Annotated in this window: 19 protein-coding genes; 4 read left to right on the plus strand and 15 right to left on the minus strand. The window is 70.9% G+C overall.

The genetic code is table 11. The annotated features are described in order from the left end of the window. The first annotated feature begins 28 nt into the window (after positions 1–28). On the plus strand, positions 29–2176 hold the full coding sequence (locus tag AB5J55_RS36285) for a discoidin domain-containing protein (RefSeq protein ID WP_369274678.1): 2148 nt from the start codon (positions 29–31) through the stop codon (positions 2174–2176). Here AB5J55_RS36285 and AB5J55_RS36290 read toward each other — a convergent pair. The 4 genes from AB5J55_RS36290 to AB5J55_RS36305 are packed head-to-tail and all read right to left on the minus strand — an operon-like array spanning position 2148 to position 5513. Beyond that, a complete protein-coding gene (locus tag AB5J55_RS36290) occupies positions 2148–2978 on the minus strand; it encodes an ABC transporter ATP-binding protein (RefSeq protein WP_369274679.1) in 831 nt (276 codons plus the stop codon). The genes AB5J55_RS36285 and AB5J55_RS36290 overlap by 29 nt on opposite strands. A 20-nt stretch (positions 2979–2998) precedes the next feature. Next, positions 2999–3778, minus strand: coding sequence for an ABC transporter permease (locus AB5J55_RS36295; RefSeq protein ID WP_369274680.1), 780 nt, complete (start codon positions 3776–3778; stop codon positions 2999–3001). Beyond that, the gene (locus AB5J55_RS36300) at positions 3775–4548 is read right to left on the minus strand and encodes an ABC transporter permease (RefSeq protein ID WP_369274681.1); all 774 of its coding nucleotides are present in this window, start codon (positions 4546–4548) and stop codon (positions 3775–3777) included. The genes AB5J55_RS36295 and AB5J55_RS36300 overlap by 4 nt, the downstream gene beginning before the upstream one ends. Further along, the gene (locus AB5J55_RS36305) at positions 4545–5513 is read right to left on the minus strand and encodes an ABC transporter substrate-binding protein (protein WP_369274682.1); all 969 of its coding nucleotides are present in this window, start codon (positions 5511–5513) and stop codon (positions 4545–4547) included. Before AB5J55_RS36305 ends, AB5J55_RS36300 begins: the two co-directional genes overlap by 4 nt. Positions 5514–5697: 184 nt before the next feature. Here AB5J55_RS36305 and AB5J55_RS36310 point away from each other — a divergent pair, with 184 nt between their 5' ends. Next, positions 5698–6549 carry an IclR family transcriptional regulator C-terminal domain-containing protein gene (locus tag AB5J55_RS36310; protein ID WP_369276386.1) on the plus strand — a complete coding sequence of 284 codons (852 nt, stop codon included), beginning with the start codon at positions 5698–5700 and terminating at the stop codon, positions 6547–6549. On the opposite strand, the gene AB5J55_RS36315 is transcribed toward AB5J55_RS36310, so the two are convergent. The 7 genes from AB5J55_RS36315 to AB5J55_RS36345 all read right to left on the minus strand — a co-directional run bounded on the left by AB5J55_RS36315 (position 6464) and on the right by AB5J55_RS36345 (position 13344). Further along, positions 6464–7426: a 2Fe-2S iron-sulfur cluster-binding protein gene (locus AB5J55_RS36315; protein ID WP_369274683.1), complete on the minus strand. Its 963-nt coding sequence runs from the start codon at positions 7424–7426 to the stop codon at positions 6464–6466. The genes AB5J55_RS36310 and AB5J55_RS36315 overlap by 86 nt on opposite strands. Then, positions 7423–7608, minus strand: coding sequence for a hypothetical protein (locus tag AB5J55_RS36320; RefSeq protein WP_369274684.1), 186 nt, complete (start codon positions 7606–7608; stop codon positions 7423–7425). The genes AB5J55_RS36315 and AB5J55_RS36320 overlap by 4 nt, the downstream gene beginning before the upstream one ends. After that, positions 7605–8681, minus strand: a complete 1077-nt coding sequence (locus AB5J55_RS36325) for a Rieske 2Fe-2S domain-containing protein (RefSeq protein ID WP_369274685.1) — start codon at positions 8679–8681, stop codon at positions 7605–7607. The genes AB5J55_RS36320 and AB5J55_RS36325 overlap by 4 nt, the downstream gene beginning before the upstream one ends. A 147-nt stretch (positions 8682–8828) precedes the next feature. After that, entirely contained in the window at positions 8829–10565 is a 1737-nt protein-coding gene (gene poxB, locus AB5J55_RS36330) for a ubiquinone-dependent pyruvate dehydrogenase (RefSeq protein WP_369274686.1), read from the minus strand. After that, a complete protein-coding gene (locus AB5J55_RS36335; RefSeq protein ID WP_369274687.1) occupies positions 10546–11073 on the minus strand; it encodes a hypothetical protein in 528 nt (175 codons plus the stop codon). The genes poxB and AB5J55_RS36335 overlap by 20 nt, the downstream gene beginning before the upstream one ends. 146 nt (positions 11074–11219) lie before the next feature. After that, a complete protein-coding gene (locus AB5J55_RS36340; RefSeq protein ID WP_369274688.1) occupies positions 11220–11942 on the minus strand; it encodes a hotdog fold domain-containing protein in 723 nt (240 codons plus the stop codon). 103 nt (positions 11943–12045) lie between these two features. Then, on the minus strand, positions 12046–13344 hold the full coding sequence (locus tag AB5J55_RS36345; protein ID WP_369274689.1) for an MFS transporter: 1299 nt from the start codon (positions 13342–13344) through the stop codon (positions 12046–12048). A 162-nt stretch (positions 13345–13506) separates the two neighbouring features. Here AB5J55_RS36345 and AB5J55_RS36350 point away from each other — a divergent pair, with 162 nt between their 5' ends. After that, positions 13507–15558 carry a phosphocholine-specific phospholipase C gene (locus AB5J55_RS36350; RefSeq protein ID WP_369274690.1) on the plus strand — a complete coding sequence of 684 codons (2052 nt, stop codon included), beginning with the start codon at positions 13507–13509 and terminating at the stop codon, positions 15556–15558. An 18-nt stretch (positions 15559–15576) separates the two neighbouring features. On the opposite strand, the gene AB5J55_RS36355 is transcribed toward AB5J55_RS36350, so the two are convergent. Both AB5J55_RS36355 and AB5J55_RS36360 read right to left on the minus strand, forming a co-directional pair. Then, positions 15577–16581, minus strand: coding sequence for a DMT family transporter (locus AB5J55_RS36355; RefSeq protein WP_369274691.1), 1005 nt, complete (start codon positions 16579–16581; stop codon positions 15577–15579). Then, positions 16578–17399 carry a phosphatase PAP2 family protein gene (locus AB5J55_RS36360; RefSeq protein WP_369274692.1) on the minus strand — a complete coding sequence of 274 codons (822 nt, stop codon included), beginning with the start codon at positions 17397–17399 and terminating at the stop codon, positions 16578–16580. The genes AB5J55_RS36355 and AB5J55_RS36360 overlap by 4 nt, the downstream gene beginning before the upstream one ends. 246 nt (positions 17400–17645) lie before the next feature. Between AB5J55_RS36360 and AB5J55_RS36365 the strand changes: the two genes are divergently transcribed. Beyond that, on the plus strand, positions 17646–18260 hold the full coding sequence (locus AB5J55_RS36365; protein ID WP_362381875.1) for a TetR/AcrR family transcriptional regulator: 615 nt from the start codon (positions 17646–17648) through the stop codon (positions 18258–18260). Between the two features lie 166 nt (positions 18261–18426). On the opposite strand, the gene AB5J55_RS36370 is transcribed toward AB5J55_RS36365, so the two are convergent. After that, positions 18427–19452, minus strand: a complete 1026-nt coding sequence (locus tag AB5J55_RS36370; RefSeq protein WP_369274693.1) for a DUF2510 domain-containing protein — start codon at positions 19450–19452, stop codon at positions 18427–18429. Positions 19453–19527: 75 nt separating this feature from the next. Further along, complete coding sequence (locus AB5J55_RS36375) at positions 19528–20682, minus strand: anhydro-N-acetylmuramic acid kinase (RefSeq protein WP_369274694.1); 1155 nt, start codon at positions 20680–20682, stop codon at positions 19528–19530. Between the last annotated feature and the right edge of the window lie 2 nt (positions 20683–20684).

Raw genomic sequence — 20684 nt, forward strand, 5'->3', positions numbered from 1 at the left:
GCAGCACACGAACAGATCTGTCAGGCCCATGACAGCAGCGTCGGCCGCCATGGTCGTCGCCCTCGCCGGCGGTCTGCTCACCGCGATGGCCCCCGCCGCCCAGGCCGCGTCCGGCGCGACACTCCCCTTCACCTCCGTCGAGGCCGAGTCGGCCACCACGACCGGCGCGAAGATCGGCCCCGACTACACGCAGGGCACCCTCGCCTCCGAGGCGTCCGGACGCCAGGCCGTACGCCTCACCGCCGGACAGCGTGTCGAGTTCACGGTCCCGCGGGCCGCCAACGCCGTGAACGTCGCCTACAGCGTCCCCGACGGCCAGTCCGGCACCCTGGACGTGTACGTCAACGGCCAGAAGAACGCGAAGACCCTCGCGGTCACCGCCAAGTACTCCTACGTCGACACCGGCTGGATCCCGGGCGCCAGGACGCACCACTTCTACGACAACGCCCGTCTGCTGCTCGGCCAGAACGTGCAGGCGGGCGACAAGGTGGCCTTCCAGGCGACGGGCACCCAAGTGACCGTCGACGTCGCCGACTTCGAGCAGGCCGCGGCGCCGACGGGGCAGCCCGCCGGATCGGTGTCCGTCACCTCCAAGGGCGCCGACCCCAGTGGCCAGGGCGACTCGACCCAGGCCTTCCGCGAGGCCATCGCCGCCGCGCAGGGCGGGGTGGTGTGGATCCCGCCGGGCGAGTACCGGCTGACCTCCTCCCTGAACGGTGTGCAGAACGTGACCCTCCAGGGCGCCGGGCACTGGCACTCGATCGTGCGCAGCTCCCGCTTCATCGACCAGTCCAGCTCCTCCGGGAAGGTCCGCATCAAGGACTTCGCGGTGATCGGCGAGGTCACCGAGCGGGTCGACTCCAACCCCGACAACTTCGTCAACGGCTCGCTGGGCCCGGGGAGTTCCGTCTCCGGCATGTGGCTCCAGCACCTCAAGGTCGGCCTCTGGCTGATGGGCAACAACGACAACCTCGTCGTCGAGAACAATCGCTTCCTCGACATGACCGCCGACGGACTCAACCTCAACGGCAACGCCCGCGGCGTCCGCGTCCGGCACAACTTCCTGCGCAACCAGGGCGACGACGCGCTCGCCATGTGGTCGCTGTACGCGCCGGACACCGACAGCAGCTTCGAGAACAACACGATCACCCAGCCGAACCTCGCCAACGGCATCGCGATCTACGGCGGCACCGACATCACCGTCAAGGACAACCTGATCTCCGACACCAACGCCCTGGGCAGCGGTATCGCGATCTCCAACCAGAAGTTCCTGGACCCCTTCCACCCGCTGGCCGGCACGATCACCGTCGACGGCAACACGCTGGTCCGCACGGGCGCGATGAACCCCAACTGGAACCACCCCATGGGCGCCCTGCGCGTCGACTCCTACGACAGCGCCATCGAGGCGAACGTCCGGATCACCGACACGACCATCACCGACAGCCCGTACAGCGCCTTCGAGTTCGTCTCGGGCAGCGGGCGTGGCTTCGCGGCCAAGAACATCACCGTCGAGGGCGCGACCGTGCGCAACACGGGCACGGTCGTCGTCCAGGCCGAGACCCCGGGAGCCGCCGCCTTCCGCAACGTCACGGCCTCCGGCGTGGGCGCCGCGGGCATCTACAACTGCCCCTACCCGTCCGGCTCCGGCACCTTCACCCTCACCGACGGCGGCGGCAACTCCGGCTGGAGCAGCACCTGGTCCGACTGCTCGACCTGGCCGCAGCCCGGCCAGGGCAACCCCGACCCCGACCCGGCCCGCAACCTCGCCAAGGGCCGCCCGGCCTCGGCCACCGGGTCGCAGGATGTCTACACGCCCGGCAGGGCGGCCGACGGTGACGCGAACAGCTACTGGGAGTCCGCCAACAACGCCTTCCCGCAGTCCTGGACGGTCGACCTCGGCGCCACGGAGGCCGTCCGCCGGCTGGTGCTGAAGCTGCCGCCGCAGTCGGCCTGGCAGGCCCGAACCCAGACGCTGTCGGTGCAGGGCAGCGCGGACGGCTCGACGTACTCGACCGTGGTCGCGGCGAAGGACTACCGCTTCGACCCGGCGACCGGCAACACGGTCACCGTCTCCCTGCCGGGCGGCACGAACCTGCGCCACCTGCGGCTGCACGTCACCGCCAACACGGGGTGGCCCGCCGCCCAGTTCAGCGAGGTGGAGGCGTATCTGTCCTGACCGCGTCATGCGCCACGTCCTGAGGTGTCCCGCGCTTCGCCGCCTGGATCTGCTCGTACACATGCGTACGCAGCTCGGCGAAGCGCGGATCCACCCGTGTGTGCAACTGGTCGCGCTCGGCGGGCAGATCGACTTTCAGCTGCTCCTGGACGACGGTGGGGGACGCGGACAGGACGAGGACCCGCTCGCCCAGGTACACGGCCTCGTCGATGTCATGGGTGACGAACAGGATCGTGATGCCGCGCTCCCGCCACAGCCCCCGGACCAGGTCCTCCAGATCGGCCCGCGTCTGCGCGTCCACCGCCGCGAACGGCTCGTCCATCAGCAGCACACGGGGCTCGTGGGCCAGCGCCCGGGCGATGGCGACCCGCTGCTGCATACCGCCGGACAGCTGCCACGGATAGGCCTGGACGGCATCCGCCAGCCCGACCGACTCCAGCGCGTCCCGCACCAGCTCCCGCCGTCGCGGCTTGCTCAAGTCCTTCTGTTTCAAGGGTAGTTCGACGTTCTCGCCGACCCGCATCCAAGGGAAGAGGCTGCGCCCGTACTCCTGGAACACGAACGCCATCCCGGGCGGCGGCCCGGTCACCTTCCGCTGCTCCAGGAGCACCTCACCGGCCGTCGGCGTGAGCAGCCCGCCGATGCACTTCAGCAGCGTCGTCTTGCCGCAGCCCGACGGGCCGACCAGACACACCAGTTCGCCGGCGTCGACGGTGAAGGTGAGGTCGCGGACCGCCTCCACCCGCCGCCCCGACCCCTCGTAGACCTTGCGCAGGCCGGATACGGCAAGAAGCGCGTGCATGGACCGCCCTTTCACGAGGTTCACGGCGACCGCCGGGCCGAGGCGCGCAGACCGTGGTACCAGCCGAGCACCCGCCGCTCGACCAACTGGAAGGCGACCGACAGCACAAAGCCGAGCAGGCCGAGCACGAGGATGCCGGTCCACATGTCCGGGATCGCGAAACCGCGCTGGAACTGGACGATGGTGAAGCCGAGCCCGTTGCTGGCGGCGAACATCTCACTGATCACCATGAGGATGATGCCGATGGACAGGGCCTGGCGCAGGCCCGCGAAGATCTGCGGGCTGGCCGAGCGCAGGACCACCTTCCGCAGCCGCGCCACGCCCGTGATGCCGTACGACCGTGCCGTCTCCGCCAGCACCGGGTCCACCGCCCGCACACCCTCGACCGTGTTGAGCAGGACCGGCCACACGCAGCCGCTCGCGATCACCGTGACCTTCATGGTGTCGCCGATGCCCGCGAACAGCATGATGACCGGCACCAGCACCGGCGGCGGCACCGCCCGCAGGAACTCCAAAACCGGCTCGCACACCGCCCGCACCCGCCGGTAGGAGCCGATGACGGTACCGAGGGCGACGCCCACGAAGGCCGCCAACGCGTAACCGCCCGTCAGCCGCAGCACGCTGGGCAGGATGTCCTCGCGCAGCCGCTCCGCCGTCCACACGTCCGGGAAGGCCTCCAGGATCGTCCGCAGGGGAGGCCAGTACACGTCCTTGCTGCCGGCCGACGCCACCCACCAGACCGTGACCAGCACGGCCGGCAGCGCGCACACGAACACCAGCCGCAGCAGCACGCGCGTCACACCGCCACCTCCCCGCGCACCGACTGATGCCAGGCCAGCGCCCGCCGCTCCACCGTCCGCGCGCCCACGTTGATCAGCAGCCCGAGCAGCCCGGTCACCACGATCAGCGCGTACATCTCGGGCACGGCCTGCGAAGCCTGTGCCACCCCGATGAGCTTGCCCAACCCCGGTGCGCCGATGACGAGTTCGGCGGTGATGGCAAGGATCAGCGCGACGGCCGCCGCCAGCCGCACGCCGGTCATGACGTAGGGCAGCGCGGTCGGCCACAGCACATGCCGGATCCGCGCCCAGGTCCCGAGGCCGTACGACCGCGCCGTCTCGTCGGCGACGGGGTCGACGTCCTGGACGCCGTACAGGACCTGGATCAGCACCTGCCAGAACGAGGCGTAGACGACGAGCAGGAGCACCGAGCGCAGTTCGGTGCCGTACAGCAGCACCGCGAGCGGGATCAGGGCCACCGACGGGATCGGGCGCAGGAACTCGATCGTGGAGGCCGTCACCTCGCGCAGGTACGGCACGACCGAGACGACCACGCCCACCACGATGCCCGCGCAGGACGCGATCGCCAGGCCCAGCGCCCAGCCGGTGAGCGTGTCGCCGAGGGCACTCCAGAAGGCCGAGTCGGTGACCTCGTCCGCGAGCGCCGCCGCGATGCGGCTGGTCGGCGGGAAGTAGGCCTCCTTGACCAGACCGAGCCGCGGCACCGCCTCGCCCAGGGCGAGGAAGGCCGCGAGGCCGGCCGCACCGAGTGCGACGTTCACGCCCTTCACGGCAGGAGAGCGTCCAGGTCGGGCGTCTTCTTGAACAGGCCGTCCTCCTCGCCGAGCTTCATGAGGGCCTCGATGGAGGGGCGGTTCGGCTCGGCCGGCCACTTCGGCAGGATCACCTGGTCCAGCACCGACGCCGGAATCTTCGTGTATGTCGTGACGATCTGCCGCGCCTCGTCCGGGTGGGCCTCCGCGTAGGCGAGGGACTCGGCGGTGGCGTCCTGGAACCTCTTGACCACGTCCGGGTTCTGCTGCGCGTACTGCGTGGAGGTGAAGTACATCGCGACGGTGAGCTCCGGCGCGACGTCGATCAGGGGCGAGGCGATCTCACGGCCGCCCTGGCTCCTGATGGTGGCGGTCGCCGGCTCGACCACGCAAGCGGCGTCGATCTGGCCCTGGTCGAGAGCGGCGGGCATCTGGTCGAAGGGCATCTCGACGAGGTTCACCTTGTCCGGGTCGCCGCCCGCCTCGCGCACCGCCTGCCGCACCGCGGTCTCGTTGATGTTCTTCAGGGTGTTGATGGCGACCTTCTTGCCCTCCAACTCCTTCGCCGAGTTGACGGGGCTGTCCTTCTTGACCATGAGGCCGTTGAAGTCCTTGCCCCGCACACCGGTCGACGCGATGCCGTTGGCGACGGCCTTCACGGGGACGCCGTTGGTCTGGGCGACCATCAGGGACGTCACGTTGCTGAACCCGAACTGGAACTGCCCGCTGGCCACGCCGGGGACGATCGCCGCGCCGCCCTGCGCGGTGGTGAACTCCAGCTTGAGGCCGTGTTTTTCGAACAGCCCCTTCTGCTGGCCGAGATACAGCGGCGCGACATCGACGATCGGGATGACTCCGAGCTTGACGGTGGTGACGCCGCCGGACGACGCGCCCGCGTCCGACGAACCGTCGTCGGACGAGCCACAGGCCGTCGCGACGAGCAACAGGGCGCCGGCGGTGAGACCGGCCGACAGACGACGCATGGCTCCTCCTGTACAGACAACGGTGCAGCGGTGTTCCGACAGGTTGTGCGCAAGGCGCACAGTAGTGCGCGGGAACGCCCTGCGGGAAGGTAGAAGTCTCAACGGAGACAAGGCAATTGACGGGGCGGGGCAGGTCGGCACGGGAGCGTCGCCGACAACATTGTTGACACTATTGGAGGTGGCGATGCTTCCGGCCGACCGCGCACCACACTTCGTGAAGTCCTTCGAGCGCGGCCTCGCCGTCATCCGCTGCTTCGACGCCGACCACCCCGCCCGCACGCTCAGCGAGGTCGCCCACACCTGCGATCTGACCCGCGCCGCCGCCCGCCGGCTGCTGCTGACCCTCGCCGACCTCGGTTACGTCCACCAGGACGGCAGGCTCTTCCGCCTCACCCCGCGCGTGCTGGAACTCGGCTACTCCTACCTCTCCAGCTACACGCTGCCCCAGATCGCCGAGCCGCATCTCGAGCAACTCGTGGCACGGGTACGGGAGTCGTCATCGCTGTGCGTCCTGGACGGCGACGACATCGTGTACGTGGCGCGGGTGCCGACCCGTCGCATCATGACGGCGTCGATCACGGTCGGGACCCGCTTCCCTGCGTACGTGACGTCCGTGGGCCGGGTGATCCTCGCCCATCTGCCGGACGAGGAGGTCGAACTCCGTCTGGAGCAAGCCGAGTTGAAGCCCCTGACCGCGCGCACGATCACCTCGCCGGACGCCCTGCGCGCGGAACTGGGCCGCGTGCGCCGGCAGGGCTACGCCGTAGTCGACCAGGAGCTGGAGGAGGGGCTCAGGTCGCTCGCCGCCCCGGTGCGGGACCGGGACGGCGAGGTGGTCGCGGCCGTCAACATCGCCGTGCACGCCGGGCGCAACTCGATCGACTCCGTGCGCAGCGACCTGCTGCCGCATCTGCTGGCGACCGTCGCCGGGATCGAGGCCGACCTCAGCATCACAGATCCAGGACGAGCCGCTTCCCCCGGCAGCGGGACACACAGATCATCATCGTCTCGCCGCTCTCCTGCTCCTCCCGCGTGAGCACGGAGTCCCGGTGGTCGGGAGTGCCGTCGAGGACGTCGGTCTCACAGGTACCGCAGGTGCCCTCGGTGCAGGAGAAGAGCACCTCGACACCGGCGGCACGTACGGTGTCGAGCACGGACACGCCCGGCGCGACGGTGAGCGTCAGGCCGCTCTGCGCCAGCTCGACGTCGAACTCCCCGTCCTCGCCGACCGGTTGCTCCTTCGCCTGGAACCGCTCGACACGCAGCACCCCGGAGGGGCACCGCGCCTCCACGGCGTCCAGCAGGGGACCGGGGCCGCAGCAGTAGACGAGGGTGCCGGTCGCGACGGCGTCGAGCACCGCGAGGTCCAGGAGCCCGCACTCGTCCTGCGGAGCGACGGTCACCCGTTCGCCGTAGGGCCGCAACTCCTCGGCGAACGCCATGGATCGACGGGTGCGCCCGCCGTACAACAACGTCCACTCGGCCCCCGCCGCCTCGGCCGCGGCCAGCATCGGCAGGATCGGGGTGATGCCGATGCCGCCGGCGATGAAGAGGTAGCGGGGAGCGGGCTCCAGCCGGAAGTGATTGCGCGGCCCGCGCACCCGTACCTTGTCCCCCTGCCCCACCTGCTCGTGCACATGGGCGGATCCTCCCCCAGCCTTCGGCCGGGGGGACCCCCGTCGCGCGTCCGGCTCGCGCAGCACGGCGATCCGCCAGGCCGTGCGATCGGCCGGATCGCTGCAGAGTGAGTACTGGCGTTCCAGCTCCGGCCCCAGCACGACGTCGATGTGCGCGCCCGGCTCCCAGGCGGGGAGCTGCTCGCCCAGCGGGTGGCGCAGGGTGAGGGCGAGGACGCCTTCGGCCGCGAACTCCCGGCGGTCGACGACGAGTTCGGCTTCGTACACGTCAGTCATGAACTGGTTCCTCGCGGCTCGTGTCCCTGGAGCTGGTGTCCCTGGGGGTGGGCGAGCATCCACTCCCACATCTCCACCGGATCCTGCGCGGTGTGCTCGCGTCCGCAGTGACAGGTGCCGTGCAGGACGTCGGTGCCCGGCAGCCAGTCGATGCGGTAGATCTCGCCGGTGGGACCGCTCACCGGACCTTCTCCGTCTCCATCGGCTTCACGCCCTCCTCGACCAGCCGGGCGAGGATACGGCGGGCCGCCAGGCCACCGGTGTCGATGTTGATGCTCAGCTCCTGGTAGCCGTGGCGCTCGGTGCCGAGGGTCTGCTGGAGCAGGTTGAGGGCGGTGACGTCCTGCATGACGACGGTGTGGTTGTTGCCGCGCAGGAACTCGGTGACCCCGGCGTCGTCCGTCGCCCAGTCCCGCGAGACCGCCCAGAAGTCGTACACCTTGCCGTCGCCGGACGGCGTGATGGCGTACGTGATCTCGGTGTGGAAGCCGTCAGGGTCGCTGCCGTCCGCCTCGGGCAGTACGCCGACCGGGGCGATGCGGCTGTGCAGCAGATACAGGCAGGGGGCGTGGTACTCGATGTCCTGCCAGCGCGTGATCCGGCCCGCTATACCGGTCGACCTGGCGTAGAACGGCGGGCACTCGGCGTCGTCCATGTGCCGGCTCACCCGGACGATCCCGGCGCCCTCGTCGACCTCCGTGGTGATCGGCGTCTCGGCGACCTCGGGGGTGCCGATGTAGCCGCCGTGGAGATAGGTCTCGTGGGAGAGGTCGAGGAGGTTGTCGACCAACAGGCCGTAGTCGCAGTCGATCGGCTCCATGCCGCGCACGGTGACCCAGCCGGGGGAGTCGAGGTGCCTGGCCCGCGGGATGCTCTGCGGGTCGGCGAGCGCCGGGTCACCGATCCACACCCAGATCAGCGAGTCCTGCTCGACCACCGGGTACGAGGCGACACGCGCCGTGCGCGGAACGCGTTTCTGTCCCGGCACATACACACACGTCCCGGTGGTGTCGTACGTGAACCCGTGGTACCCGCACACGATCCGGTCACCGTCGAGCCGGGTCGGCGCCTCGGACAGCGGGTAGCGGCGATGCACACACCGGTCGTGCAGGACGACCGGGGTCCCCTCCTCCCGCGTGCGGTAGAGCACGAGGGTTTCTCCGAGGATGGTCCGACCGAGGAGCTCGCGTCCGACCTCGTGGCTGTAGGCGGCGACGTACCACTGGTTCCTGGCGAAGGCGGTGGTGTGAGGCATGGGGTTCCCGTCCCTGTCGGCGAGGCGCCGTCGCCCCGCGTGCCGTGGTTGGCATCAGGGTCGTGACGGCTGCGACCGCCGCGCAAGGCGACTTCTGTCAGACGGAAGGGCAGGGACGGAGGGCGGGGACGACCGTCCCCGCAACCCCTACTCAAGGCTGAGCTGGCGCAGATTGGTCCTGGTGAGCTCAAGGACCTCGTCACCGCGCCCGGACAGCACGGTGCGGGTGGCGAACAGCGTGAAGCCCTTGATCTGCTCAAGTGTGAGTTTGGGAGGCAGCGAGAGTTCCTGACGCTCCGTGTGGACGTCCACCAGTGCGGGGCCGTCGTGTGCGAAGGCCTCCCGCAACGCCTCCTCCAACTCGTCCGCGCGCTGGACGCGGGACGCGTGCAGGCCGGCTGCGCGGGCCAGGGCGCTGAAGTCAGGATTCTCCAGACCGGTGCCGTAGGTGACGACGCCTGCGGCCTTCATCTCCAACTCGACGAAACCCAGCGCCGAGTTGTTGAAGAGGACGACCTTCACCGGGAGGTCCAGCTGCCGCAGTGTGCTCAGCTCGCCCAGCAGCATCGCCAGGCCGCCGTCGCCCGAGAGCGCGATCACCTGGCGGCCCGGCTGGCTGGCCTGAATCCCGATCGCGTGGGGCAGAGCATTGGCCATCGAGCCGTGGTTGAAGGAGCCGATGAGCCGCCGCGCCCCGTTCATACGCAGGTAGCGCGCCGCCCATACGGTGGGTGTGCCGACGTCGGCCGTGAAGGCCGCGTCGCGGGCCGCCAGCCGGTCGACGGTGGCGGCGACGTACTGCGGATGCAGCGGGGAGTCGGTGGGCTTGGCCTCGGCCAGCCGGTCCAGGCGGGAGCGCACCCGCTGGTAGTGGCCGGTCATCGTCTTCAGGAAGCTGTCGTCACCTCGGCGTTCGAGCAGCGGAAGCAGCGCCTGGGCGGTGTCCTTGACGGTTCCGACCAGAGGTACCTCCACCGGCGTACGGCGGCCGATGTGCTCACCCCGCACGTCGACCTGCACGACGGACGCCTTGCGCGGATAGAACGAGCGGTAGGGGAAGTCGGTGCCCAGCATCAGCAGCGCATCGCAGTGCTCCATCGCCCGGTAGCCCGAGCTGTAGCCGATCAACCCGGTCAGTCCGACGTCGTAGGGGTTGTCGTACTCCAGGAACTCCTTGCCCCGCAGCGAGTGCACCATGGGCGCCTGCAGCGCCTCGGCCAGTGCCACGGCCTCGTCGTGCGCCCCTTCGCAGCCGGCTCCGGCGAGGATCGTCACGCGGTCGGCCGCGTTGAGGACCTGCGCCGCTCGGGCCAGTGCGGCGTCGTCCGGACGGACGTGGGACGACGTCTTGAGCACCGGGTGCTGAGCGGGCTTGTCGGGCGCCGCCGCCAGGAACAGTTCGCCGGGGACGACCAGCACCGCCACTCCGCTGCGTTCGAGGGCGGCGCGCACAGCCATCCCCAGGAGCCAGGGCACCTGTTCCGGCATGCTCGCCAGTTCGCAGTACACACTGCACTCACGGAACAGCAGCTGCGGATGTGTCTCCTGGAAGTACTCGCTGCCGATCTGCTCCTGGGGAATCTGCGCGGCCACTGCGAGCACCGGCACCCGGCTGCGCTGCGCGTCGAACAGCCCGTTGATCAGGTGCAGGTTGCCCGGCCCGCAACTGCCCGCCGCGACCGCCAGGCGCCCCGTCACGCCTGCCTCGGCAGCGGCGGCGAAGGCGGCGGCCTCTTCGTGCCGGACATGTCCCCACGCGATGGTGCCGTCACGGCGCAGAGCGTCGGTGAAGCCGTTGAGGGAGTCGCCGGGCAGGCCGTAGACCCGTCGCACGCCGGACGCCTTGAGCATGGAAACGATGAGGTCAGCAACCGTGTCGGCCATGATGTGACGTCCTCCTGCCCCGGGCTGCGGTCGGCGGTCGGCCGAGTAGCCGGTTGAACACGCTCACCGTCACCACCGCGTAGGCGAGGTGGGGAACGATGTCGGCAGCCCAGTCGGTCGCGGCCCAGGTCCGCGGATCGGTCACCCCCAGTACGGTCATGGGCCCGTTGGTGGCCACCAACGCCCCCACCACGGCCACCGCGTACTGGGTAGGTCGGGCCGGACGCCAACCGGCCGCATGCCCCAGTCCCAGCACCACGCCCATACCGGTCCCGGCAGCCAGGCCGGTCAGCGCGCCGAGAGCCGTGGTGCGGTTCTCCTGGGCCTCACCCTCGCCCGGGATGCGCAGATGAAGCTTCTGCGCCAGCTTGCGTACGGTCGTCTCGGGTGTCGAACTGGCCGGCCGGCCCCGCAGGACCATGTCGCCGTAGGAGACCACGTTGAGCGCCGTCGTCCCCGCGGCCCCGGCGGCGGCCCCGTAGAGCAGTGGGCCTGTGACACGCACCATGGCAGTCCTCCTCCCGCCTGTCCGGGAGCCGGGCGCGCCGGACCGCCCCGCAGCCCGCGGAACGCAGGGGGGACCCGCTCCCTACCTCCACCATGCGCCACCTCCGCCTCGCACGCCACGGGACGACGAGCTCGCGCGGCGGCGGTTCAAGGGGCGGGCTTCGGGTCGATCCACAACGCCTCGGAGACGGCGCACAGTTCTCCCCCGGCCGTCGCGAGTGCCACGCCCATGGTGTGCTTGCGTCCGGACTCCGACCGCAGCCACGCGTACGAGATGTACGGCTCCCCGACGGCGACCGGCCGCAGAACCGTGCCCGTGAGCGCCGCGGTGACCGCTCCTGGGCGCAGGGTGCCGAGGAAGCGGCCCGCCCAGTGTCCCGGGCAGTCCAGGGCGCCCCAGACCAGCGGGGCCGGGAGCCGGCCGTCCGGGTCGGCGAAGGCGGGGGACGGGGTCCAGGCGGAGGCCACCAGGCCGAGGTCCGGCACCGGTGTGCCGTGCACCCGCAGACCGCGCTCGGCGGTACGCAGGCCGCAGCCGAAGCAGTCGACCACACCCGACGGCGGCGCCGCCCGGAACCTCTCGGCCGCGGCGGCCGCCTCGTCCCACGCGGGCGCGGCCGGCGCGTCGACCGGCAGCTCGGCGGGGCGTGCCGCGGCGAGGGGCCGGTCGGCCTCGCCCAACTCCACGCCACCGTCGGCCGTTTCGGCGATCCGCACGGGCATCTCGACCGGCACCGGCCCACGGAAGTCCACCCGTACCGTCCGCGCCCCGGACCGCTCCGCCAGCACACCGGCGACGTAGCCGCCGAAGGCCACCTCGGGGTAGCCGACGTACAGCCCGGGCACCACGATCGCGTCACTCGTCGTCATGATCCCCACCTCACCACAGCCAGGGACCCGGGTCACACCGACGGGCTGCGCGTACGCCGCGTCCTTCGCGGCGGCGTGGAACACTCGGGTGCATGCCGGGGGCTCAGCGCTCCAGAGGCTTGTGAGCCGTCTCCGGAAGGCGCAGGTACACGAGCGACGAGCCGAGGCACAGGGCGGCGACGTACCAGGGGAACAGGTCCGCGTGCCCCAGCTCCTTGAACAGCGTGCCGACGTACGGCGCCGTACCGCCGAACATCGCGACCGTCAGTGAGTACGGGAACCCGATGCCCGCCGCCCGCACCCGGGGCGGAAACACCTCGGCGTTCACGGCCGCGCTGATCGACGTGAACCCGGTCAGCAGCACCATGCCCGCGCACTGCACGAGCAGCAGCACCGCGAACGAGTCGCGCAGGGCGTGCAGCAGCGGGACCGTGAGGAGGGCGAAGCCCAGGCCGAAGAAGAGGAGCAGGGGACGGCGGCCGAAGCGGTCGGAGAGGAGGCCGCCGAGGGGCTGGAGCAGGGCGAAGAAGGCGAGCGAGATCGTGCCCGCCAGCAGCGCGTCGGACTTCTCGATGCCCGCGTTGAGTTCGGCGTACGTCGGCAGGTACGAGGTCCATGTGTAGTACGCGATCGTGCCGCCCGCGGTGATCCCGCAGATCAGCAGGGACTGGCGGGGGTGGCGGCGCAGCGCCTCGAACAGGGCGGGGCGCGGGGCCTGTTGCTGCTCGGCGCTCCTCGTCTCCTGGGCGCCCTGCCGGATCCAGAATCCGACCAGGCTCAGCACGGCACCGAGGACGAACGGCACCCGCCAGCCCCAGCCGTTCATCTGCCCGTCGCTCAGGGTGTCCACCAGCAGCGTCGCGATGCCCGAGGCCACGAGTTGCCCGGCCGTCGTCGACACGTACTGGAAGCTGGAGAACAGCCCGCGGCGGCCCGGTCCCGCCGACTCCACCAGGAAGGTCGTCGACGCCGCGAACTCGCCGCCCACGGACAGGCCCTGGAGGAGGCGGGCGAGGACCAGGATCACCGGAGCGAGGACGCCTGCCGTCTCGTAGGTCGGGGTCAGGCCGACCAGCAGGCTGCTGCCGCCCATCAGGAGGATGGTGACCGTCAGCGCGGCGCGCCGCCCGCGGCGGTCGGCGATCGCACCCATCACCAGCCCGCCCACCGGCCGCATGAAGAAGCCCACCGCGAAGACCGCGAACGTCGACAGCAGCGGCACCAGGGAGCTGTCCGCGCTCTTGGGGAAGACCTCGGCCGCGATGTAGGTGGCGAGGAACGTGTAGGCGTACCAGTCGTACCACTCCACGGCGTTGCCGACGGAGGCGGCGAGGAGCTGGCGTACGGGCCGTTTCGTCGGCGGGGATACCGTGCGCGTCGTCTCTGTCATGATCGCGACCATCCCCGCGTCCCGGTCCCGGCACACCTCACGTACCCGCGACTTTCACACGAGCGCCACCGGACCCTTCCCTGACGTTTGGTGCTCCTGGAACACTCCTTCCGCGCGCATTCCGTCACATGCCGTCCGGTCAAATCACCCCCTATGGGAAGAGGTCCCTCACCCATGCCCGAAGTCAATCGCCGCAGATTCCTTCAACTCGCGGGCGCGACCACGGCGTTCACGGCTCTCTCGAGCAGCATCCAGCGGGCCGCCGCGATCCCGGCGAACCACCGCACCGGGTCGATCGAGGATGTCGAGCACATCGTCGTCCTGATGCAGGAGAACCGTTCCTTCGACCACTACTTCGGCGCGCTGCGCGGTGTGCGCGGCTTCGGCGACCCGCGTCCGGTGGCCCACGACAACGGCAAGTCGATCTGGCACCAGTCGAACGGCACCAAGGACATCCTGCCGTTCCACCCGGACGCCGACGACCTCGGCATGCAGTTCCTGGAAGGCCTCCCGCACGGCTGGACCGACGGCCAGCAGGCCTACAACGGCGGCAAGTACGACAAGTGGATCCCCGCCAAGGGCACCACGACGATGGCGTACCTGACCCGTGAGGACATCCCCTTCCACTACGCCCTCGCCGACTCCTTCACGGTCTGCGACGCCTACCACTGCTCGTTCATCGGCTCGACCGACCCGAACCGCTACTACATGTGGACGGGCTACACGGGCAACGACGGCACCGGCGGCGGCCCGGTCCTCGGCAACGACGAGCTCGGCTACGGGTGGACCACCTACCCCGAGCGCCTGGAGCAGGCCGGTATCTCCTGGAAGATCTACCAGGACATCGGCGACGGCCTGGACGCGGCCGGCTCCTGGGGCTGGATCGAGGACGCCTACCGCGGCAACTACGGCGACAACTCCCTGCTGTACTTCAACAAGTACCGGGGCGCCCAGCCCGGCGACCCCTGGTACGACAAGGCCCGCACCGGCACCGACGTCAAGAACGGCGACGGCTACTTCGACCGGCTCAAGGCCGACGTCAAGGCCGGCAAGCTGCCGAAGATCTCCTGGATCGCGGCGCCCGAGGCCTTCTCCGAGCACTCCAACTGGCCCTCGAACTACGGCGCCTGGTACATCGCCCAGGTCCTGGACGCCCTCACCTCCAACCCGGAGGTCTGGTCGAAGACGGCCCTGTTCATCACCTTCGACGAGAACGACGGCTTCTTCGACCACGTCGTGCCGCCGCTGCCGCCGAAGGACGCCTCCCAGGGCAAGTCCACGGTCGACGTCTCGCTCGACCTCTACAAGGGCGACAGCAAGCGTCCGGCAGGTCCCTACGGCCTCGGCCCGCGGGTGCCGATGCTGGTCGTCTCGCCGTGGAGCAAGGGCGGCTACGTCTGCTCCGAGACCCTCGACCACACCTCGATCCTGCAGTTCATGGAGCGCCGCTTCGGCGTCAAGGAGACCAACATCTCCCCCTGGCGCCGGGCCATCTGCGGCGACCTGACCTCGGCCTTCGACTTCTCCTGCAAGGACAGCCGCCCCGCCGCGCTGCCGGAGACGGACGAGTACGAGCCGCCGGACCGCGAGCGTCACCCGGACTACAAGCCGACGCCGCCGGCCGACCCGGACATGCCGAAGCAGGAGCGCGGTCTGCGTCGGGCCCGCCCGCTCAAGTACGCCCCGCACGTGGACGGTTCCGTCGACGCGGCGGCCGGCACGTTCACACTGTCCTTCGCCTCCGGAGCCAAGGCCGGTGCCGCCTTCCACATCACTTCCGGCAACCGCACCGACGGCCCCTGGATGTACACCACCGAGGCCGGCAAGAGCATCGCGGACACCTGGAACTCGGCGTACTCGAACGGCTCGTACGACCTGACCGTGCACGGCCCCAACGGTTTCGTGCGCTACTTCAAGGGCTCGAACAAGACGGCCGGTCCCGAGGTCACCGCCCGGCACAAGGGCGACGACATCGAGCTGACCTTCAGCAACAAGGCAACGACGAGCGTTCGCCTGAAGATCGCCAACGGGTACGGCGGCCGCCCCGCGACGGTGACGGTACGGCCCGGCGACACCGCGCGCCGCACGGTCGACCTGCAGGGCAGCCGGCGCTGGTACGACCTGACCGTCACCACCGACGCCGACCCGAAGTTCCTGCGGCGCTTCGCCGGGCACGTCGAGAACGGGCGGCCGGGCGTGAGCGACCCGGCGATCATCACGGACTAGTCCGGATCGCAGTCCCGCTCAGTGTGCTGCGAGGTGCCCCGGTTCCGGTTGCCGGGGCACCAACGCCGGTTCCGGGGCAGGCGACTCGGGCGCCGGCGCCGGTGCCTGTGCCGCCGACCTCTCGGCCTCCAGGGCCAGCACGGCGGCGACGGGGTGGTCGTCGTCGGCAGCGGGGTCGGGCGTGGCGGGCGCCGGGGAAGCGGGGTGGGGCGTCGCCCGGCTCAGCAGCACCACACCGCAGGACGCCAGTCCCGCTCCGGCCAGCGCGAGCAGGATGCCCGCCGCGCCGCCCTGCAGGCGCTCGCCGAGCAGGACCAGCCCGATGACCGCGGCCGCCATCGGATTGGCCAGCGTCACCACCGCGAGCGGGGCGCCGAGGCCGCCCCGGTAGGCGGTCTGCGACAACAGCAGCCCGCTTGCCGCAAGGGCCGCGACCAGCAACGCCACCCCGACCACCTGAAGGCTGAGCAGCGGGGCCGAGTGGTCCGTCGCGGCCACCGTCACCGTCTGCGTGAGCGCCGAGGCCACCCCGGAGGCGAAGCCGGACGCGGTCGCGTGCCGCAGCCCCGGCCGGGCGCCCGGGCGCGACAGCATGCCGATCAGCGCCACGGTCACCGCAGCGACCGCCAGTGCCTCGGACGTGCTCAGTACGTCGTCGGGCGCGGGCCCGGACGCTGTGACGAGGATCGCGCCCAGGCCTGCGAGCGTCAGCGCAGTACCGCGCCACTCGACCGCGCTGACCCGCCGCCCGGCGAGGCGCGCGCCCAGCGGCACCGCGGCCACGAGGGTGAGCGCACCCAGCGGCTGCACCAGGGTGAGCGGACCGTACTTGAGGGCCACGACGTGCAGCAGCGCGCCGGAGCCGTTGAGCAGGACCGACCCCCACCAGGCGCCGGAGCCCAGCAGCCGCAGCAGACCCGACCCCGCCGCGCGGGAGGCCAGCCGCTCCTGGGCCACGGCCGCTGCGGCGTAGGCGACGGCGGAGAACAGCGACAGGACGACGGCGAGGACGGTGGCGTTCATCGGCCCGCCCCCACGAGTACGGCGTCGTCGTCGGCGGCTTCCTCGGTGCGGGGCGCCGGCACGAGCATGCCTGCGCCGCGCCCGGCCGTCGTCGCCGCGCGCTGCGGCAGCTGTGTCACCGCGAGCGCGATGCCGAGCATGGCGGTCGCCACGACCGCGTCGAGCCAGTAGTGGTTGGCCGTGCCCACGATGACCAACAGGGTCACCAGCGGGTGCAGCAGCCACAGCCACCGCCACCGCGACCGGGTCGCCACGATCAGGCCGATCGCCACCATCAGCGCCCAGCCGAAGTGCAGCGACGGCATCGCCGCGAACTGGTTGGAGAGGTGGTCGGTCTCGGGCGAGCCGTACACGGAGGGGCCGTACACCTGCCCGGTGTCGAGCAGGCCGGTCGCGGCCACCATGCGCGGCGGGGCGAGCGGGAACGTCAGATGCACCACCAGGGCGGCGGCGGTGACGACGGCGAGAACGCGGCGGGACCGGACGTAGTGTGCGGGGCGCCGCAGGTAGAGCCAGATCAGGAAGGCCGCCGTGGCCGGGAAGTGGACGGTCGCGTAGTAGGTGTTCGCGAGGTGTATGAGCGTGTCGCCGTGCAGCAGCAGGTTCTGCACCGAGCCCTCGCCGGGCAGGTGGACGGTTCGTTCCAGGTCCCACACGCGGTCCGCGTTGTGGAAGGCCTCGCCGGTGTGGCCCGTGGCGAGCTGCCGGCCGAACTTGTAGACGAGGAAGAGCCCTGCGACAAGCAGGAGCTCCCGGACGAGCGGAGGCCGCGCTATCGCGTCGGTCTCCGCCCGGGCAGGCTCGGTGCGGGCATTCATTCCCCCGGCCCTTTCGCTGACGGTGGGTGGTGCTTGGTGGTGCTGGGCTGAGCTGTCGAGTCATGACTCCTGGGGCTCGGCGAGCTCATCGGTACGCGGACGTACCGAAACGCCACTGTACCGATACGCCACTGTACCGATACGGGTGCGTTCCGGTACAGTGGCGTATCGATAGACGTGCGACACACTGGAAACGCGGCCTCCGCCACCCCGCGAGGCCGCCCCACCCGAGCGAGGAGAAGAGCCATGACGTCGCAGGCCGCGGACGGACCGGAGACGGTCGCCGCCTCGCGCCGCTCCAAGATCACGCCCGAGCGTGAGCGGGAGTTCTTCGACGCCGTGCTCGAACAGATCCGCGCCTGCGGCTACGACGCCGTCACCATGGAGGGCGTCGCCGCCAGCACGCGGTGCAGCAAGTCCACGCTCTACCGGCAGTGGGGGACCAAGCCCCAGTTCGTGGCGGCGGCCCTGCGCTCCAGCCGGCTCACGCGCTTCGACGGCATCGACACCGGCACGCTCGCCGACGACCTGCGCGAGGCCGCGCGGGCCGCGGGGGCGTGGTCGGCCAAGGACACGCGACTCTTCCAGGCGCTCGGGCACGCCGTGATGGAGGACCCGGAACTCAAATGCGCCCTGCGTGAGGCACTCATCGACCCCGAGATCGAGGCGCTGAGGCAGATCCTGAGGCGCGGGGTCCAGCGCGGGGAGGTCGCCGCCGACCATCCGGCGCTGGAGTACGTTCCCGCGCAGATCTTCGGCGTGCTGCGGGCGCGTCCCGTGCTGGAGGGCGAGGACGCCGACCCCGACTACCTCGTCCGTTTCGTGGAGGCCGCCGTGCTGCCGGCACTGGGCCTCACCTGATACTCAGGCCGCCGTCCACGGGATGACTGGACGGTGACCTGTTCGCGCCGCACCGTGGGGACGGGGGCGGCGCGCACCCCCCGGCCGGGTGGGGTTCCCCTTGAGCGGAGGGGCGCCCCACCCGGCCGCATCATGTGCGGGGCACGGGGGGCGCCGTCGGGGTGCGTCAGACGTCCTGGCCGTTGCCGCCGCCGGTGGACACCTTGATGCCCTTGGTGATCTCGTCGATCAGCGACTGCTTCTCACCGACGTCGACGCCGAAGCGGACCACGACCATCTGCTGCGCCCTCGCGGGCGAGGGGAAGGCGAGCGACTCGACGTAGCCGTCGGCGCCCTTGCTCGTGATCGCCTTCCAGCGGACCAGATAGCCCTTCTGCCCGGCCACGGTCACCGCCTTGGAAGCCAGCACCTCGTGCGAGGTGATCTCCCCGTAGCCCTTGCCGTAGGACTCCTTGGCGTTCTCCTCGATGTCCGCCTTGGCGACCTCCTCGGCCGTGTCGCCCTTGGTGCCGAGCGCGAGCGCGGGAGCGGAGTACGCGCCGCCCTTCTGGCAGCTCTGGGAGGTGTCGGCGGGGCACTTGTACGTCTCGTCCGAGGCCACGTGCGCGCCCCAGCCGATCTCCTGCCCGTACCAGCCGTCCGGGATGGGGATGCTGATCCCGCTCACGGCGTCGGTCACCGAACCGCTGTCCACCTTCGGCGCCTCGGACTCGTCGGGCGCCGGCGACTCCCCGCCGGAACCGCCGTTGCCGCCCCCTGAACCGCCGCTGCCGCCGTTGCCGCCGCCGGAGTCGCCGAAGGGGCCGCCCTGACCGCCACCCGGCCCGCCCTGCCCGCCGGACCCCTGCTGCGGGGAGTTGGCGCTGCTGCCACCCGAGCCGTCGTCGGCGGTCAGCGCGTACACGCCGACACCGATGCTCGCGAGGACCACGGCGGCCACTCCCACGGCTATGCCGGTACGCAGACGGCGCCGACCGCCCGACTGCAACTGGCCGGGATAGCCGGGATGTACCGGATACGCCGGATGAGCGCCCTCGGCCGACAACTGCTCCGGAGGACCCCATACGTCGGCCGACCCCGCGGGCCGGACCTGGTCCGTCCATGCCTTGCCGTCCCACCAGCGCTCGGTGGGCGGACCGTCACTTTTTTGGCCGGGATCGGGGTACCAGCCGGGAGGAGTCACCTGCGTCATGAACCCACCGTATGAGGTGTCGGTGAAAGCCGGATGAGAGGATCCGGCCCCGGAGTGCTCGGATTTCGGCCCGAATCACTCCAGGACCAGCCGTACCGGTCGCTCCTTCGCGGGTGGCGGAAGCCGCAGTCCGTCGCGGCCCGGGGTGATCGACCCGAGCACGCGCGCGTGCCGGGCGCCGGTGGCGGACGGCACGGTGCCGGGGAGTCCGTGCGCGGTGAGGAACCCCAGCACCGCGAAGGCGTACGCCTCCTTCGCGGCCGACGGCAGCCCCAACTCGTCGGACGTGCGCAGCGCCACCCCGGGCAGGCGCTGCCCGAGCATCCTCATCAGTACGGGGTTGCGCGTCCCGCCGCCCGAGGCGATCACCTCCGTCGCGCCCGTCGCACGCACGGCGTCGGCGACCGTCCGTGCCGTGAGCATGGTCAGCGTGGCGACGACGTCCTCGGCGGGCAGCGTCCCGAACCCGGCCAGCGCGTCCCGCAGATGCCCGAGGTGGAAGAGCTCCTTGCCGGTCGTCTTGGGTGCGGGCAGCGCGTAGTACGGCTCCTCCAGCAGTCGCACCAGCAGCGGTTCATGGACGCTGCCGCGACCGGCCAGCGCCCCGTCCAGGTCGTACGCCAGCCGTCCCCCGCTGAACCCCCGCGCCGCGGCGTCGATCAGCGCGCAGCCCGGCCCGGTGTCGAAGGCGGTGCCGTCGGGTGCGGTGAGGTTGGCGATCCCGCCGACATTGAGGGCGACGGGCGTGCCCGGCCGGCCTCGCAGCCACAGCAGGTCGACCAGGCTGACCAGCGGTGCGCCCTGTCCTCCCGCCGCGATGTCGCGTGGCCGGAAGTCGGCGACCACGGGCAGCCCGGTGGCCTCGGCGATCCACGCGGGCTGCCCGAGCTGCAGCGTGCCGTGCACCTGTCCGTCCTCGGCCCAGTGGTACACGGTCTGCCCGTGCGAGGCGATCAACTCGGCCCGCCCACCGCACAGTTCACGATCAGCCCGCATCGCCGCCCCGGCGAAGGACTGCCCGATCCGCGTATCCAGCCGACACACCTCCGCCATCGAAACCACCCCTGGAGGCAGCGCGTCCGCGATCACCTCCCGCAAAGCCTCGTCGTAGGCCTCGCTCACCAGCCCCAGCGCCTTGAGGACCAGGCTGTCGCCGACGAGGTTCAGGTCGGCGGCCGCGGCGTCGATGGCGTCGTGGGACGTGCCCGACATCAGGCCGATCACTCGCATTC

Source organism: Streptomyces sp. R11 (genome assembly GCF_041051905.1).
In the GTDB taxonomy this organism is placed as follows: domain Bacteria; phylum Actinomycetota; class Actinomycetes; order Streptomycetales; family Streptomycetaceae; genus Streptomyces.